Origin of the sequence: Streptomyces cinereoruber (genome assembly GCF_009299385.1) — a bacterium.
In the GTDB taxonomy this organism is placed as follows: domain Bacteria; phylum Actinomycetota; class Actinomycetes; order Streptomycetales; family Streptomycetaceae; genus Streptomyces; species Streptomyces bikiniensis.
Genome location: NZ_CP023693.1, coordinates 6,704,761 through 6,722,521 on the forward strand (window position 1 = coordinate 6,704,761; position 17,761 = coordinate 6,722,521).

Here is a 17,761-nt window from a genome sequence, read left to right on the forward strand (position 1 = left end):
CGCCCGAAGGATCCCGCCCGACCCAGCTCCACTCCGATCCACGCCGATCCACCCCGATCCGCCGGGCGGCCCCCGCCGACCCGCTCCCGCCCGGCCCCCGGCCGACCCCGTACGCATCCGGTGCCGTCGGCACCCCCGCCCGACGTGACCCCACAGGAGCCTTCATGCCGTTCGACACGCCCGTCGCACCCGCACCGGCCGCCGTGCGGCTGCCGCTCTCGGTGGCCCAGCGGGACATCTGGACGGCCCACCTCCTGGACCCGACCGGCGTCAAGTACAACGTCGGCGAGTGCCGGGAGATCAACGGCCCGGTCGACCCGGAGCTCATGGCGGCCGCCTGGCGGCGGCTGGTCGACGAGGCCGACTTCCTGCGGATCCGGGGCTTCGAGGAGGACGGCGAGGAGGTCCGGCAGCTGCTCGACCCCGACGCGGGCGACCGCACGCTGCCGTTCCACGACGTCAGCGCCGCGGACGACCCGGAGGCGGCCGCCTGGCGGCTGATCGACGGCCTCATCGGCGCGCCCTTCGACCTCACCGGTGAGGCCCCCGTCCGCTGCGTGCTCGTCAAGCTCGCCGAGGACCGCTTCTTCTACTTCTACGGCTTCCACCACCTGGTCGTCGACGGCGTCGGCGTCGCCATGGCCCTTGCCCGGCTCGTCGAACTGTACGAGCGGGCCGTCGCCGGCGAGCCCTGGGGCGACTCCCCGTTCGGCTCCCTCGCCGAACTCCTCGCGGAGGACGCCGCCTACCGCTCCTCCGCCGACGCGGCCGCCGACCTCGCCGCCTGGCGCGACCACCTCGCCGGCGCCCCCGACGCCCCCACCGGGCTCGTCAGGGGCCGCGACCGCGCGCCCGCCGCCCACGGCGCCCTGCCGTTCTCCCGCCGCAGCGTCCGCGTGAGCGCCGCCGACGCGGAACGCCTCCGCACCGCCGCCCGCGCCGAGCGGGTGAACTGGTCCGTCGTCCTCATCGCCCTGTTCGGCGTCTACCTGCACCGCGTCACCGCCCGCGACGAACTCGTCCTCGCCCTCCCGGTCACCGGCCGCACCACCCGTGCCGCCCGCAGCACCCCCGGCATGGCGTCCAACATCGTCCCGCTCCGGCTGCGCATCCGCCCCGACGACACCTTCGGCGAGCTGCTGCGCGCCACGGCCGCCGCGGTCAAGCACGGGCTGCGCCACCAGCGGACCCGCTACGAGGACCTCCGCCGGGACGCCGGCGCGGACCGCCGGCTCGCCTCGCCCGTCCTCAACATCATGGGCTTCCACGCCGACCTGACCGTCGGCGGCCACCCCACGGTCAACCACAACGTCTCCAACGGCCCGGTCGACGACCTGAACGTCGCCGTTCTCGACCTCGGCGCCGCCCACGGCCTCCGCATCGACTTCGACACCCCCGTCGAGGGCGTCGACCCCGTCCTCACCGCGACCCACCAGGACCGCTTCGCCGCCTTCGTCACCGCCGTCCTCGCCGCGGAGGAGGCCCCCGGCGTCCGCCGGGTCGCCGACCTGGACGTCCTCCGCCCCGAGGAGCGCACCCTCCTCACCCGTGACTGGGCGGGACCGGTCGCGGTGCCCACCGAGACGACCCTGGTCGCCCGCTTCGAGGAGCGGGTACGGCTCCACCCCGACCGCACCGCCCTCGTCGACGCGGACGGCACCGTCACGTACGCCGCGCTCGACGCCGCCGCGAACCGGCTCGCCCGTCGTCTCGCCGACCGGGGCCTGGGCCGCGGGCAACTCGCCGGCGTCCTCCTGGAGCGCGGCGTCCCCTTCTCCGTCGCTCTCATCGCCGTCCTCAAGACGGGCGCCGCCCACGTCCTCCTGGACCCCGACTTCCCCGACGAGCGCCTCCGCTCGGCCGCCGCCGATGCCGGCATCACCCACCTCGTCACCCGCCCCGGCCTCGCGGACCGCCTCACGGGCACCTGGACCACCCACACGGACCCCGCCGCCGACGCGGCCGCCGCCCCGGACGCGCGGCCCGGCCCCGACACCGAACCCGGTCCGGGCGTCCGTATCAGCCCCGACGACCCCGCCTGCCTCATGTTCACCTCGGGTTCGACCGGCCGCCCCAAGGCGATCCTGTCCTCGCACCGCAACCTGGTCGCCACCCTCCTCGGCCAGCCCTGCCTCCCCACCGGCACCGACCAGGTCTGGCTCCAGAGCTCGCCGGTCTCCTGGGACGCGTTCAGCCTGGAGTTCTGGGGCGCCCTCCTGCACGGCGGCACCGCCGTCCTCCAGCCCGGCCAGAAGCCCGAACCCGCCCTCGTCGCCGAGCTCGCCCGTCGCCACGGCGTCACCACGCTCCTGCTCTCCGCGACGCTCTTCAACTACCTGACCGACGAGCACCCCGAGGCCTTCGAGACCGTCACCACCGCCTTCACCGTCGGCGAGGCCGCCTCCCCGGCCCACGTCCACAAGCTCCAGCGGCTCAAGCCCGGCATCACCGTCCTCAACGGGTACGGCCCCGCCGAGGTGATGATCTTCGCCACCACGCACGCCGTCGAGCCCGCCGGGGCGCCGCACGAGGTCGTCCCCGTCGGAGCCCCGCTCGTCAACAAGCCCGCCTACGTCCTCGACCCGTACCTCAACCTCTGCCCGCCGGGCGTCACCGGCGAGCTGTACGTCGGCGGCGAGGGCCTGGCCCACGGCTACCTCGGCCGCCCCGACCTCACGGCCGCCCGCTTCGTCCCCGACCCCTTCGGCCCCGCCGGCGCCCGCCTCTACCGCACCGGCGACCTCGTCCACTTCGACGCCGGAGGCCGCCTCGTCTACGAGGGCCGGGCCGACGACCAGATCAAGATCCGCGGCTTCCGAGTCGAACCCGGCGAGACCCAGGCCGCGCTCCTCGCCCACCCCGACGTCACCCAGGCCGTCGTCACCGTCCACCAGCAGCGCCTGGCCGCGTACCTCGTCCTCGACTCCGGCCCCACCGCCCCCGACACGGACGGCGGCGCCCGCCCGGACGCCGCCCCCGGCACGGCCGCGCACGCCGACGCCCACCCCGACCCGGAGGCGTTCCGCCGTCACGTCGCCGATCGCCTTCCCGAGCATCTCGTCCCCACCTACGTCACCGTCCTCGACCGCCTTCCCGTCACCCCCAACGGCAAGATCGACAAGCGCGCCCTCCCCGCCCCGGACACCACGTCCTCCGCCGCCCGGCGCGCCCCGCGCGACCGCACCGAGGCGACCCTCGCCGCCCTCTTCTCCCTCACCCTGGACACGGCGGAGGTCGGCATCGACGACAGCTTCTTCGCCCTCGGCGGGCACTCCCTCCTCGCCGCCCGGCTCACCAACCGGATCGCCGAGGCCCTCGACGTCCGCCTGACCCTGCGTGACGTCTTCGAGCGGCCCACGGTCGCGGGTCTCGCCGCGCTGATCGCCGAGCGCGGCGGCACCCCGGTCACGGAGCTTCCCCCGCTGGTCGCGGGGGAGGCGGAGGTGGAGAGCGGGTTGCCGCCGGCGTCGTTCGCGCAGCGACGGCTGTGGCTGCTGTCCCAGCTGGACGGGGGGAGCGCGGCGTACAACGTGCCGATGGTGGTCCGGCTGGAGCACGGCATCGACGCCGACGCCCTGGAGTCCGCCCTCGGCGCCGTGATCGGGAGGCACGCCCCGCTGCGCACCGTCTTCGAGGCCGTCGACGGCGAGCCGTACCAGCGCGTGCTCCCCGTCGAGCGGGCCCGCCTCACCCTGGAGCGCGTACCCGTCGCGTCCGACGCCGAGCTGGACGCGGCCCTGGACGAGGCTGCCGGCCGGGTCTTCGACCTGGCGGCCGACCTTCCGATCCGCGCCCAGCTTCTCGAACGCCCGGACGGTTCGGGGGTGTTGTCGCTCGTGCTTCATCACGTCGCGACGGACGGGCTCTCCCAGGACGCCTTTTTCGCGGATCTGGAGCGTGCTTATGCGGGTGAGGTGCTGGAGCCGCCGGCGGTGGGGTACGCGGATTACGCGGTCTGGCAGCGGCGTGTTCTCGGGGCGGCCGACGATCCGGGCTCTCTCCTCGGGCGTGAACTCGCTTATTGGCGTGAGGCGTTGACCGGTCTTCCGGAGGAGCACGGTCTGACGCTCGACCGTCCGCGTCCGGCTCGGGCCTCGCATCGGGGCGGTGGGATCGAGGTCGATTTCGGTCCCGATGTGTTCGAGCGCGTGGTCGTCCTCGCCCGTGAGGAGGGGTGTACGCCGTTCATGGTGGTGCACGCGGCGCTGGTGGCGGCGCTGTCGCGGCTGGGTGCGGGTTCGGATCTGGCGATCGGTTCGCCGGTGGCGGGCCGGAGTGACGAAGCCCTTGCCGGGTTGGTGGGGTTCTTCGTGAACACGCTGGTGCTGCGGACGGACAGTGCGGGTGATCCGACCTTCCGGGATCTCCTGGGTCGGGTGCGTGCGGCCGATCTGGACGCGTTCGCGCATCAGGAGGCACCGTTCGACCTGGTTCTGGAAGCCGTCAACCCGGCCCGGTCGCTCGCCCGACACCCCCTCTTCCAGATCTGTCTGACGCTGGAGGCCACCCCTGACGCCCCCGCCGCCGCGACCCCCGTGTTCGGGCCGGTGGAGAAGCGGGGCAACGGATCCGCCAAGTTCGACCTGGAGTTCTTCCTCCGCTCCGAGGACGGCGCCGAGCTGTCCGCCACCGTCCTCTTCGCCGCCGACGTGTTCGACGCGGAGACCGTGCGCCGCATGACCTCCCTCCTCGGCCGGGTGTGCCACCAGGTCCTCGACGACCCCGGCGTACGCCTCTCGGCCCTGGACGTCCTCACGCCCGAGGAGCGCGCGCTGCTCACCGGGTCCTGGGCCGGTTCCGCCGCCGAGACCGGTGACGCCTCGCTGGTGGTGCGGTTCGAGGAGGCGGCTGCCCGGTTCGCGGAGCGGACGGCGCTGGTGGACGGTGGGCGGAGGGTCTCGTACGCCGAGCTCAACGCCTCCGCCAACCGGCTGGCGCATCTGCTGAGGGCCCACGGCCTGGGCCGGGGCGATCTGGCGGGGGTGCTGCTCGACCGTGGTGCGGACTTCGCGGTGGCGGTGCTCGCGGTGGTGAAGGCGGGAGCCGCGTACACGCTGCTCGACCCCGACTTCCCCGACGAGCGACTGCGCTCCGCCGCCGCCGACGCCGGCATCTCCCTTCTCCTCACCGCCCCCGCCCACGCCGCACGCGTGGAAGGCGCATGGCCGACGGTCCTGTTCCCGGCCCACGAGGACCTGGCGGCCTTCCCGGCCGACGCCCTGGAGACCGGGCCGACCGGTGACGATGCCGCCTGTCTGATGTTCACCTCTGGTTCCACGGGTCGGCCGAAGGGCATCCTGTCCTCGCACCGGAACCTGGTGTCGACGGTGAGTGGGCAGTCGTACGGGCGCTTCGGTCCGGACGAGGTGTTCCTGCAGTGCTCGCCGGTGTCGTGGGACGCGTTCAGTCTGGAGTTCTGGGGCGCTCTGCTCCACGGGGGGAGCACGGTCCTCCAGCCGGGGCAGCGCCCGGAACCGGCCCTCATCAGCGAACTGTCCCGGTGCCACGGCGTCACGATGCTCCAGTTGTCCGCCAGCCTCTTCAACTTCCTCGTCGACGAGCACCCGGACGCCTTCACCACTGTCACCGTCGCGTACACGGGCGGCGAGGCCGCGTCCCCCGCGCACGTCGACAAGCTCCGGCGCGAGCGTCCCGGCGTCACGGTCGTCAACGGGTACGGACCGGCCGAGTCCATGGGCTTCACCACCACCCACCTCATCGACGACGCCGCAGGGTCGCAGGCGGCCGTCCCGATCGGGACACCACTGATGAACAAGGGCGCTTATGTCCTCGACGGCCGGCTGGACCTCTGCCCGCCCGGCGTCACCGGCGAGCTGTACCTCGCGGGGGAGGGCTTGGCCCACGGCTACCTCCGGCGTCCGGACCTCACGGCGTCCAGGTTCGTGCCCGACCCGTTCGGCCCCGCCGGCGGACGGCTGTACCGGACCGGCGACCTCGCCCGCTTCGACGCCGGAGGCCGCCTCGTCTACGAGGGCCGGGCCGACGACCAGATCAAGATCCGCGGCTTCCGCGTCGAACCCGGCGAGACCGAGACCGCGCTGCTCACCCACCCCGACGTCACCCAGGCCGTCGTCACCGTCCAGGATGAGCGGCTCGCCGCCTACCTCGTCACCGGCGGCACCGCCTCGCCGGACGAGATCCGCCGTCACGTCGCCGAACGCCTCCCCGACCACCTCGTCCCGACCCACGTCACCGTCCTCGACCGGCTGCCCCTCACCCCCAACGGCAAGATCGACAAACGGGCACTGCCCGCCCCCACCGCCCCCACCACCGACGGCCGCGCACCCCGCACCCCCCTCGAAGAGACCCTCGTCGCCCTCTTCTCCCTCACCCTGGATACGGCGGAGGTCGGCATCGACGACAGCTTCTTCGCCCTCGGCGGGCACTCCCTCCTCGCCGCCCGGCTCACCAACCGGATCGCCGGCGCCCTCGACGTCCGCCTGACCCTGCGTGACGTCTTCGAGCGGCCCACGGTCGCGGGTCTCGCCGCGCTGATCGCGGAGCAGGGTGGCACGGGCGCGGTCCTCCCTCCGCTGGTCGCGGGGGAGGCGGAGGTGGAGAGCGGGTTGCCGCCGGCGTCGTTCGCGCAGCGGCGGCTGTGGCTGCTGTCTCAGCTGGACGGGGGGAGCGCGGCGTACAACGTGCCGATGGTGGTCCGGCTGGAGCACGGCATCGACGCCGACGCCCTGGAGTCCGCCCTCGGCGCCGTGGTCGGGAGGCACGCTCCCCTCCGGACGCTCCTGGAGGCCGTCGACGGCGAGCCGCGCCAGCGGGTCCTCCCGCCCGAGCACGCCCGCCTGACCGTGGAGCGCGTACCCGTCGCGTCGGACGCGGCCCTGGACGAGGCGCTGGCCCGGTCCGCCGGCCACGTCTTCGACCTGGCGGCCGACCTCCCGATCCGCGCCCAGCTTCTCGAACGCCCCGACGGTTCCGCGGTGTTGTCGCTCGTGCTCCACCATGTCGCGACGGACGGGCTGTCGAATGGCGTGTTCTTCGGCGACCTGGAGCGTGCTTATGCGGGTGAGGTGCTGGAGCCGCCGGCGGTGGGGTACGCGGATTACGCGGTCTGGCAGCGGCGTGTTCTCGGGGCGGCCGACGATCCGGGCTCTCTCCTCGGGCGTGAACTCGCTTATTGGCGTGAGGCGTTGGCCGGTCTTCCGGAGGAGCACGGTCTGACGCTCGACCGTCCGCGTCCGGCTCGGGCCTCGCATCGGGGCGGTGGGATCGAGGTCGATTTCGGTCCCGATGTGTTCGAGCGCGTGGTCGTCCTCGCCCGTGAGGAGGGGTGTACGCCGTTCATGGTGGTGCACGCGGCGCTGGTGGCGGCGCTGTCGCGGCTGGGTGCGGGCTCGGATCTGGCGATCGGTTCGCCGGTGGCGGGCCGGAGTGACGAAGCCCTTGCCGGGTTGGTGGGGTTCTTCGTGAACACGCTGGTGCTGCGGACGGACAGTGCGGGTGATCCGACCTTCCGGGATCTCCTGGGTCGGGTGCGTGCGGCCGATCTGGACGCGTTCGCGCATCAGGAGGCACCGTTCGACCTGGTTCTGGAAGCCGTCAACCCGGCCCGGTCGCTCGCCCGGCACCCCCTCTTCCAGATCTGCCTCGGACTCGAGACCGGCGGAGTGCCCCGCCTCGCCCTCCCGGAGCTCCCGGTCGCCACCGTCGCCGGCACCGGGAACGGCGCCGCCAAGTTCGACCTCGAATTCCTGCTGCGCTCCGACGACGGACGGCGGCTGCACGGCTCGCTCCTCTACGCCGCCGAACTGTTCGACCCCGAGACCGTACGCCGCACGGCCGCGCTCCTCGGCCGCGTCCTGGACCAGGTCCTCACCGACCCAGGCCTCCGGCTCTCCGACCTCGAGGTGCTCACCGTCGAACAGCGCGCGCTGCTCACCGGGTCCTGGGCCGGTTCCGCCGCCGAGACCGGTGACGCCTCGCTGGTGGTGCGGTTCGAGGAGGCGGCTGCCCGGTTCGCGGAGCGGACGGCGCTGGTGGACGGTGGGCGGAGGGTCTCGTACGCCGAGCTCAACGCCTCCGCCAACCGGCTGGCGCATCTGCTGAGGGCCCACGGCCTGGGCCGGGGCGACTTGGCGGGGGTGCTGCTCGACCGTGGTGCGGACTTCGCGGTGGCGGTGCTCGCGGTGGTGAAGGCGGGAGCCGCGTACACGCTGCTCGACCCCGACTTCCCCGACGAGCGACTGCGCTCCGCCGCCGCCGACGCCGGCATCTCCCTTCTCCTCACCGCCCCCGCCCACGCGGCCAGGATCGAGGGGCCCTGGCGGACCGTCGGCCTCCCGTCGCGCGGCGAACTGGCGGTCTTCCCCGCTGTGAATCCGAGCGTGGACGTCAACGGCGACGACGCCGCCTGCGTGATGTTCACCTCTGGTTCCACGGGTCGGCCGAAGGGCATCCTGTCCTCGCACCGGAACCTGGTGTCGACGGTGAGTGGGCAGTCGTACGGGCGCTTCGGTCCGGACGAGGTGTTCCTGCAGTGCTCGCCGGTGTCGTGGGACGCGTTCAGTCTGGAGTTCTGGGGCGCTCTGCTCCACGGGGGGAGCACGGTCCTCCAGCCGGGGCAGCGCCCGGAACCGGCCCTCATCAGCGAACTGTCCCGGTGCCACGGCGTCACGATGCTCCAGTTGTCCGCCAGCCTCTTCAACTTCCTCGTCGACGAGCACCCGGACGCCTTCACCACCGTCACCGTCGCGTACACGGGCGGCGAGGCCGCGTCCCCCGCGCACGTCGACAAGCTCCGGCGCGAGCGTCCCGGCGTCACGGTCGTCAACGGGTACGGACCGGCCGAGTCCATGGGCTTCACCACCACCCACCTCATCGCGCCCGGCACCGTCCCGGGCCTCCCCCTCCCCATCGGCGTCCCGCTCGTCAACAAGGGTGCTTACGTCCTCGACGGCCGGCTGGACCTCTGCCCGCCCGGCGTCACCGGCGAGCTGTACCTCGCGGGGGAGGGGCTGGCCCACGGCTACCTCGGCCGCCCCGACCTCACGGCGTCCAGGTTCGTGCCCGACCCGTTCGGCCCCGCCGGCGGACGGCTGTACCGGACCGGCGACCTCGCCCGCTTCGACGCCGGAGGCCGCCTCGTCTACGAGGGCCGGGCCGACGACCAGATCAAGATCCGCGGCTTCCGCGTCGAACCCGGCGAGACCGAGACCGCGCTGCTCACCCACCCCGACGTCACCCAGGCCGTCGTCACCGTCCACGAAGAGAGACTCGCCGCCTACCTGGTGACGAACACGGACTCGTCGCCGGACGAGATCCGCCGTCACGTCGCCGAACGCCTCCCCGACCACCTCGTCCCGACCCACGTCACCGTCCTCGACCGGCTGCCCCTCACCCCCAACGGCAAGATCGACAAACGGGCACTACCCGCCCCCACCGCCCCCACCACCGACGGCCGCGCACCCCGCACCCCCCTCGAAGAGACCCTCGTCGCCCTCTTCGCCCACACCCTCGACACCACCACCCCCCTCACCATCGACGACGACTTCTTCCACCTCGGCGGGCACTCCCTCCTCGCCGCCCGCCTCACCAACCGGATCGCCGGCGCCCTCGACGTCCGCCTCACCGTGCGCGACGTCTTCCAGCACCCCACCCCCGCCCGGCTCGCCGCGCACCTCGACTCCCTCAAGACCGCACCGGCCGCCCGGAAGGCCCGACCGGCCCTCCGCCGCCGCACCGAGACAGATCGGATCAGCTCATGAGCGCCTCCTTCACCCCCGCGCCCGAGGACGTCGTCTGGGACCTGCCCGGTGACGCGCCGCACCGCCTGTCCCTGCTCGTCCTCCCGCACGCCGGCGGCAACGCCCACGCCTACAGCGCCTGGCGCGAGCACCTCCCGGCCGACGTCCGGCTCCTCATCGGCCAGTACCCCGGCCGCGGCGCCCGCTACTGCGAGGACCTGCCCGCCTCCGTCGACGACCTGGCCCTTCCCGTCGTCGACGCCCTCCCGGCGGACGTCGGCGCCCTGGTCGTCCTCGGCCACAGCATGGGTTCCCTGGTCGCCTTCGAGGTCACCCGCGCGCTCCAGGCCGCCGGCCGCACCCCGCTCGGACTCGTCGCCTCCGCCTGCCGGGCGCCCGTCCTGCCCAACCAGGCCCCCGTGCACCCGGAGCGCTTCGACGACGAGGAGCTGGTGGCCGCCATCAAGGAGCGCGGCGGCACCGACGACGGCATCCTCGACGACCCGGAGCTCCGCGAGATCGTCCTCCCGTCCATCCGGGCCGACTTCGCCATCGACGACGCCTACCGGTGCACCGCGCCCGACGTGCGGCTCGACTGCCCGGTCGCCGTCCTCGGCGGCGACGCCGACCCGATCGTCCCGGTCGAACTGCTCGACGGATGGGCCCTCGTGGCCGGCCACGCCGTCGTCCCCGAGGTCCTGCCGGGCGACCACTTCTACTTCCAGCAGGACCTGGCCGGCTTCTTCGCCCGGCTGAACCCGCTCCTGCGCTCCTTCGCCGCGGCCCCCGCCGCCACCGCCTGAGCGGTCCGGCCTCCGTCACCGCCCGAGCCACCCGGTCGCCGCCACCGCCCGAGCACCCGCCCTCCGCGCCCGCCGCCACCACCGGGCGGCTCGCACCGGCACCACCGGGCGAGCCGCCCCGGCACCGCCTCCGACCGCGCCTCCCCGGCCTCCGCGCCTGCCACCCACCGAAGACGAGGAACACGCCATGACCACCTTCGCCCCGCACCTGGCCACGACCGCCGCCGACGACGCGGTGACCGTCGTCCGGGAACCCGGCAAGCCCGCCCTGATCCAGGTGCCCCGCTTCGCCGCCATGGCCGAGGCCACCGCCTGGCTCACCGCCCGCCGCCCCGAGATCCAGGCCGAGCTGCACCGCTCCGGCGCCGTGATGCTCCGCGGCCTGCCCGTCACCGACGCCGGCACCTTCGCCGAGGCCCGGGACGCGCTGATCGCCCGTCGCGCCGGATACAAGGAGAAGGCCACCCCGCGCACCGACTTCGGCGGGGGCGTCTTCTCCTCCACCGACCTGCCGGCGATCCAGCCGATCCGCCTGCACAACGAGAACAGCTACACCCTCGACTTCCCCGGCGTCCTGCTCTTCGGCTGCGTCACCGCCCCCGAGACCGGCGGCGCCACCACCGTCGGCGACATGCGCCGCGCCCTGTCCCTCCTCCCGCCGGAGCTCGTCGCCCGCTTCGAGAAGGCCGGCTGGCTGCTGGTCCGCAACTACTCCGACCTCGCCGGAATGCCCTGGCGCAAGGCGTTCTCCGCCGACGACCCGGCCGGCGCGGAGGAGTACTGCGACGCGCACTCCATCGGGTACGAATGGCGCGACGAGGACACCCTGCGCACCCGCCAGCTCCGCTCCGCGATCGTCACCCACCCCGTCACCGGCGAGCGCGTCTGGTTCAACCACTTCGCCTTCTGGAACGCCCGCAGCCTCGACGAGGACGTCCGCGAGGTCCTCACCGAGACCTTCGGCGCCGACGGCCTGCCCTTCGACACCCGGCTCGGCGACGGCACCGCCCTCACCGACGCCGAGGTCGACGCCGTCAACGACGCCTACCGGGCCGTCACCGTCCGCGAGACCTGGCAGGCGGGCGACCTGATGCTCGTCGACAACATCCTCTGCGCGCACGGACGCGAGTCGTACACCGGCGCGCGCAAGATCCTCGTCGCCATGGGCGAGCCCGTCCCCCTGTCCGACTGCGCCCCGACCGTCGCCCCCTCCGCCCACCCGTACGGAATGTGAGCCCGCCGCCATGACCGCCACCCTCCCCGAGACCGCCGCCGCCCTCGACGCGACCGCCCCCTTCGCCGACGCCACCCCCTGCGCCTGCTCCGGCTGCGCCGCCGGCACCGGGCACGCCGACCTCCTCGCCCGGCTCGCCACCGCCCCCGGCGGGCGCACCGCGGTCGTCGCCGCCGACCGGGTCCTGACCTTCGACGAACTCCGCGCCGAGGCCGCCGCCGTCGCCGCCCGGCTCACCGCCCTCGGCATCGGCCCCGAGAGCGTCGTCGCCCTCTGCCTGCCGCGCGGCGCCGGCCTCGCCACGGCCCTCATCGGCACCCTCACCGCGGGCGCCGCCTACCTGCCCGTCGACCCCGCGCTGCCCGCCGAGCGCCGCGCCTACCTCCTCGCCGACTCCGGCGCCGACCTCGTCGTCGTCCAGGACGCGGACGCCTCCGCCGCGGCCCGCACCGGCACCCGTACCCTCACCCTGGCGGAGCTCACCGCCCGCGGAACCGCCCCCGGCGCCGTCCCGGTCGCCCCCTACCGGCCCGTCCCCGTCACCGCCGACACCCTCGCCTACGTCATCTACACCTCCGGCTCCACCGGCCGCCCCAAGGGCGTCGAGATCGGCCGCGGCGCCGCCTCGCTGCTGCTCGCGGAGCTGGAGGGCATCGGGGCCGCCACCGGAGAGGGCCGCCGGGTCGGCTGGAACGCCTCGCCGTCCTTCGACGCCTCCGTCCAGCAGTGGGTACGGCTCTGCCGCGGCGACACCCTCGTCATGATCGACGAGGAGACCCGCCGGGACCCCGCCCTCCTCGCCGCCTTCGTCGACGCCCACGGCCTCACCGACCTCGACATCACCCCCTCCCACGCCGACCCGCTGCTCGACCTGCTGACCACGGACGGCGGCCCCCGCCCGCTGACCCTGCTCATCGGCGGCGAGGCCATCGGCCCCGCCCTGTGGGACCGGTTCGCCGCCGCCCACACCTCCGGTCTGCTGCGCGCCCTCAACGTGTACGGACCCACCGAGTGCACCGTCGACGCCACCGCCGGCTGGATCGACCGCCCCGGACAGCCGCACATCGGCACCGTCCTGCCCGGCCTGTCGATGCGCCTCCTCGACGACCGGCTCGCCCCGGTCGCCCCCGGCGAGACCGGCGAGCTGTACCTCGCAGGCCCCCGCGTCGCCCGCGGCTACCGCAACCGGCCCGCCCTGACCGCCGAGCGGTTCGTCGCCGACCCCGCGTCCGACGCCGCCACCGGAACCCGCGCCTACCGCACCGGCGACCGGTGCCGCCTCCTCCCCGACGGCCGCCTCGCCTACCTCGGCCGCGCCGACGGCCAGGTCAAGCTCCGCGGCCACCGCATCGAACTCCCCGAGATCGAGGCCGCCCTCACCCGGCAGGACGGCGTCGCCGAGGCCGCCGTCGTCCTCGGCGAGGACGCCGCCGGAAGCCCCGCCCTGCTCGCCTACCACCGGGGCGGCGACGCCGGCGCCCTGCGCACCGCGCTCGCCGCGACCCTGCCCGCCTACATGCTGCCGTCCGCGTTCGTCGCCGTGGAGAGGTTCGCCACCACCCCCAGCGGCAAGCTCGACCGGGCCGCCCTGCCCACCCGCGCCGAGACGCCCGCGCCCGCCGGGGCCGCCCCCGCCGGCGGACCCGGTCTCACCGGCCCCGCCGAGGAACTCATCGCCCGCGTCTGGGCCCAGGTCCTCGGCGCCGCCTCCATCGGCCCCGACGACAACTTCTTCAAGCTCGGCGGCCACTCCCTCCTCGCCATCAAGCTCGTCTCCCGCGTCCGCGCCGAACTCTCCGTCGCCCTGCCGGTCAAGGCCGTCTACGCCCACCCCCGCCTCCGCGACCTGGCGGTCCACATCGAGGAGCTGACGGCCGCGCGGGACGCCTGACCGCCGGTCGCACCGCCGAGGCCACCGCCTCAGGCCCACCCGCCCGCCCCCGCCCCTCAAGAGAGGCAGCAACCGTGATCCCCCTGTCCTACGCCCAGCGCCGTCTGTGGTTCATGAACCGGCTGGAGGGCTCGTCCCCCGCCTACAACGCGCCCGTGGTGCTGCGCCTCGCCACCCGGCCGGACCCGGCCGTCCTGGAGGCGGCCGTGGGGGACGTGGTGGCGCGGCACGAGGTGCTCCGCACGGTCTACCCGGCCGTGGACGGGGAGCCGCACCAGCGGATCCTCGACGGCGTCCGGATCCCGGTCGAGACCATGCGGTGCGCGGCCGGCGAGGCGGCCGGGCAGGCCACGGAGTTCGCCCGCGCCCCGATCGACGTCACCCGCGAACTCCCGCTGCGCGTCGGCCTCTTCGAGACCGACGGCGAGGAGTCGGCGACCCTGGTGCTGGCCGTCCACCACATCGCCACCGACGGCTGGTCCGTCGGCTGCCTCCTCGCCGACCTCGACACCGCCTGCACCGCCCGCGCCGGGGGCCGCGCGCCGGAGTGGGAGCCGCTGCCCGTCCAGTACGCCGACTACACCCTCTGGCAGCGGGACATGCTCGGCGACCCCGACGACCCCGACAGCACCGCCCACGAACAGCTCGCCCACTGGCGCGCAGCCCTCGCCGGCGCCCCCGCCGAGACCCGGCTCCCCGCCGACCGGCCCCGCCCCACCGAGCCGACCCGCGCGGGCGCCTTCGCCACCGCCGCACTCGACGCCGCCACCCACCGGGCGCTCACCGGGATCGCCAGGGACTCCGGCGCCACCTTCTTCATGGTCGTCCGCGCCGCCCTCGCGCTCGCCCTGCGCGCCGCCGGTGCCGGCCCCGACCAGGTCGTCGGCACCCCGGTCGCCGGCCGGCCCGACGAAGCGCTCGACGGCCTCGTCGGGTTCTTCGTCAACACGCTCGCCCTGCGCACCGACCTCTCCGGCGACCCCACCCTCGCCGAGGTCGTCCGGCGGGTCCGGGACGCCGACCTCGCCGCCTTCGCCCACGACGACCTGCCCTTCGACCTCCTGGTCGAAAACCTCAACCCCGAGCGCTCCCTCGGCCGCCACCCCGTCTTCCAGGTGATGGTCGCGGCACACGCCGGGCAGGCGCGGGAACTGCGCGTCGGCGGCGTCCCCGCCGTCCTCGACGAGGCCGACCTCGCCACCGCCAAGTTCGACCTCTCCTTCCACTGCCAGGAGCGCACCGGCGCCGACGGCGAGCCCGCCGGGCTCCTCCTCGGCCTCCAGTACGCCACCGACCTGTACGACGCCGGCACCGCCGACCTCCTCCTCGGCCTCCTCCGCCACGCCCTCGCGACACTCGCCGCACAGCCCGGGGACACACCCCTGAGCACCGTCGCCTGGACCACCGAGGCCCAGCGGCGGGAGCTCGACCGACGCCACGCGGCGCTCGACGCCGCGCGCGAGACCGCCACCGGCGCCGAGGACGCACCGGGCCGCCGGGAGACCGCGTCCGCCGACCCCCGCGAGGAGATCCTCCGCGGGCTCTACGCCGAACTCCTCGACCGCGACGCCGTCCTGCCCGACGACAACTTCTTCAAGCTCGGCGGCCACTCCCTCCTCGCCGGCAAGCTCGCCAACCGGGTGCGGGGCACCCTCGGCCTCCCGGCCACCATCCGCGACGTCTTCCTCGCCCCCACCCCCGAGGCGCTGCTGCGCCGCCTCGACGAGCACGGCGACGGCCCCGCCCGCCCCGCCCTCCGCCCGGTCCCCGCCGCCCTGCGCCCCGCCCGGCTGCCGCTCTCCGCCGCCCAGCGCCGCCTCTGGTTCGTCGGCCGCCTCGACGGCCCCGGCGCCACCTACAACATCCCCGTCGTCACCCGCCTGCACCGCCCGCTCGACCCGGCCGCCCTCTCCGCCGCGCTCGCCGACACCGCCGCCCGGCACGAAGTGCTCCGCACCGTCTACCGGTACGCCGACGGAGAGCCGTACCAGCTGGTCCTCGACGACCGGGCCCCCGTCCTCGACGAGATCCGCGCCGAAGGACCCGAGGCGGTCCGCGCCGCCGTCGACGCCGCCGCGGGCCACGTCTTCGACCTCGCCGCCGAGATCCCCTTCCGGGCCACGCTCGTCACCGACGCCGACGAGCGGCAGACCCTCGTCCTCCTCGTCCACCACATCGCCGGCGACGGCTGGTCCACCTCCTGCCTCCTCGCCGATCTCGACGCCGCCTACCGCGCCCGCGCCGCCGGTCGCGCGCCCGCTCGGCCGCCGCTCCCCGTCCAGTACGCCGACTACACCCTCTGGCAGCACCACCTGCTCGACGGCACACCCGGCACCGACGACGAACCCGGCACCCCCGGCGTCGCCGCCGAACAACTCGCCCACTGGAGCACCGCCCTCGCCGGGATGCCGCCGCTCCTCGCCCTCCCCACCGACCGCCCCCGCCCGCTGGAGGCCGACGGCCGGGGCGCCCTCACCGGCTTCGAGGTGGGCGCCGCCACCCACCAGGCGCTGCTGCGCACCGCCCGCGCCCACGGCGCCACCCTCTTCATGGTCGTCCAGGCCGCCCTCGCCGCCCTGCTCACCCGGCACGGCGCCGGCACCGACATCGCCCTCGGCACCACCGTCGCCGGCCGCGCCGACCACGCCCTCCACCCGCTCGTCGGCTTCTTCGTCAACACCCTCGTCCTGCGCACCGACACGTCCGGCGACCCCGCCTTCACCGACCTCGTCCACCGGGTCCGCGAGTCCGGCCTGGCCGCCTACAGCCACCAGGACCTGCCCTTCGACCGGCTGGTCGAGCACCTCAGCCCGCAGCGCTCCGCCGCCCACGCCCCGCTCGTCCAGGTCATGCTCCAGGTCCACGCCGCCGACACCGCCGGCCGCGTCCCGTCCGTCCTCGACGGCGACCCCGTCGCCTTCACCGGTACGGGAGCCAAGAGCGACCTGACCTTCGCCCTCACCGAACTCGCCGGCCCCGACGGCGCCCCCGGGGGACTGCGCGGCGTCCTGGAGTACGCCACCGCCCTGTACGACGCCGACACCGCCCGCCTGCTCGCGGGGCGCCTCGCCGAGACCCTCGACGCCTTCGCCGCCGACCCCGCGGCCCCGCTCTCCGCCCCCCGCTACGGGACCGGCGCACCGTCACCGTCGGCGCACGGCACCGTCCTCGACGAGCGCGGACGGCCCGCACCCGTCCGCGTCCCCGGCGAGGTGCACGCCCCGGCACCCGGCGGCGGACTGCGCGCCACCGGCCTCAGGGCGTACGCCGCCGCCGACGGCACCCTGCGGCCCGTCGCCGTCCTCACCGCCGGCGGCTACGCCGTCGAACCGGGGCGCGTCGAGGAGGCCCTGCTCTCCCACCCGGCCGTCACCGGCGTCTCCGTCACCGTCCACGACGACCGGCTGCACGCCACCGTCGCCCGCGCGCCCGGCGCCGCCGTCACCGAGGAGGAGCTGCGGGCCTGGGCCGAGCGGCGGCTCCCCGAGTACCTGGCCCCCGCCCGCGTCGCGATCGGCGGCGGGGGAGAGCGGTCCGGCGCGACCACGGCCGGGCCGGAGGACGAGGCCCCGGCCCGTGCCCGGGAGGAGCGGCTGCTCGCCCTCTTCCGGGAGGTCCTCGGCGGCCGGGACGTGGGCCGCACGGACAACTTCTTCAAGACCGGCGGGCATTCGCTGCTCGCGGTGCGGCTCCTCAACCGGATCCGGGCCGAGTTCGGCCAGGACCTCACCCTGCGGGACGTCTTCCGCAACCCGACCGCCGCGACCCTCGCAAGGCTGCTCGACGACCCGGCGCCCGGCACCCGCAAGGCCCCGGACGGCACCAGGGCCGGCGGCGCCCCCCGGACCCCGGGTGAGTCCCGCGCCCACGGCCCCGCCGGGCCGCCCCGTCCCCCGGTCCCGGCCCCCGCGCTCAAGCGGCGCACCCGGGCGGGCACCCGCACCGGCCGCTGAGGCCGGCGCCCGCCCCGGGCGTGCTCCGAGACCGGCAGGGCTCGGTACGGGGCAGGTCGCCGTGCCCGTGGACGACCCGAGACGGGGGCGGGTACGGGGCCGGGCTCCGTACGGGGCGGATCGCCGCGCCGTGCCCGTCCCGCGCCCCCGACCCGCCCCCC

Annotated in this window: 5 protein-coding genes; all 5 read left to right on the forward strand. The window is 75.1% G+C overall.

What is annotated here, in order from left to right:
* Positions 1-164 precede the first annotated feature (164 nt).
* The 5 genes from CP977_RS30225 to CP977_RS30245 all read left to right on the forward strand — a co-directional run bounded on the left by CP977_RS30225 (position 165) and on the right by CP977_RS30245 (position 17,600).
* Positions 165-9,740, forward strand: coding sequence for a non-ribosomal peptide synthetase (locus CP977_RS30225; RefSeq protein WP_152371152.1), 9,576 nt, complete (start codon positions 165-167; stop codon positions 9,738-9,740).
* The gene (locus CP977_RS30230) at positions 9,737-10,522 is read left to right on the forward strand and encodes a thioesterase II family protein (RefSeq protein WP_062750442.1); all 786 of its coding nucleotides are present in this window, start codon (positions 9,737-9,739) and stop codon (positions 10,520-10,522) included. Before CP977_RS30225 ends, CP977_RS30230 begins: the two co-directional genes overlap by 4 nt.
* Positions 10,523-10,709: 187 nt before the next feature.
* Positions 10,710-11,756 (forward strand): TauD/TfdA family dioxygenase, encoded by a 1,047-nt coding sequence (locus CP977_RS30235; RefSeq protein ID WP_152371153.1) that lies wholly within the window; start codon positions 10,710-10,712, stop codon positions 11,754-11,756.
* A 10-nt stretch (positions 11,757-11,766) separates the two neighbouring features.
* Positions 11,767-13,647, forward strand: coding sequence for a non-ribosomal peptide synthetase (locus CP977_RS30240; protein ID WP_152371154.1), 1,881 nt, complete (start codon positions 11,767-11,769; stop codon positions 13,645-13,647).
* Between the two features lie 74 nt (positions 13,648-13,721).
* Positions 13,722-17,600 carry a condensation domain-containing protein gene (locus tag CP977_RS30245; protein ID WP_152371155.1) on the forward strand — a complete coding sequence of 1,293 codons (3,879 nt, stop codon included), beginning with the start codon at positions 13,722-13,724 and terminating at the stop codon, positions 17,598-17,600.
* The last annotated feature ends 161 nt before the right edge of the window (positions 17,601-17,761 follow it).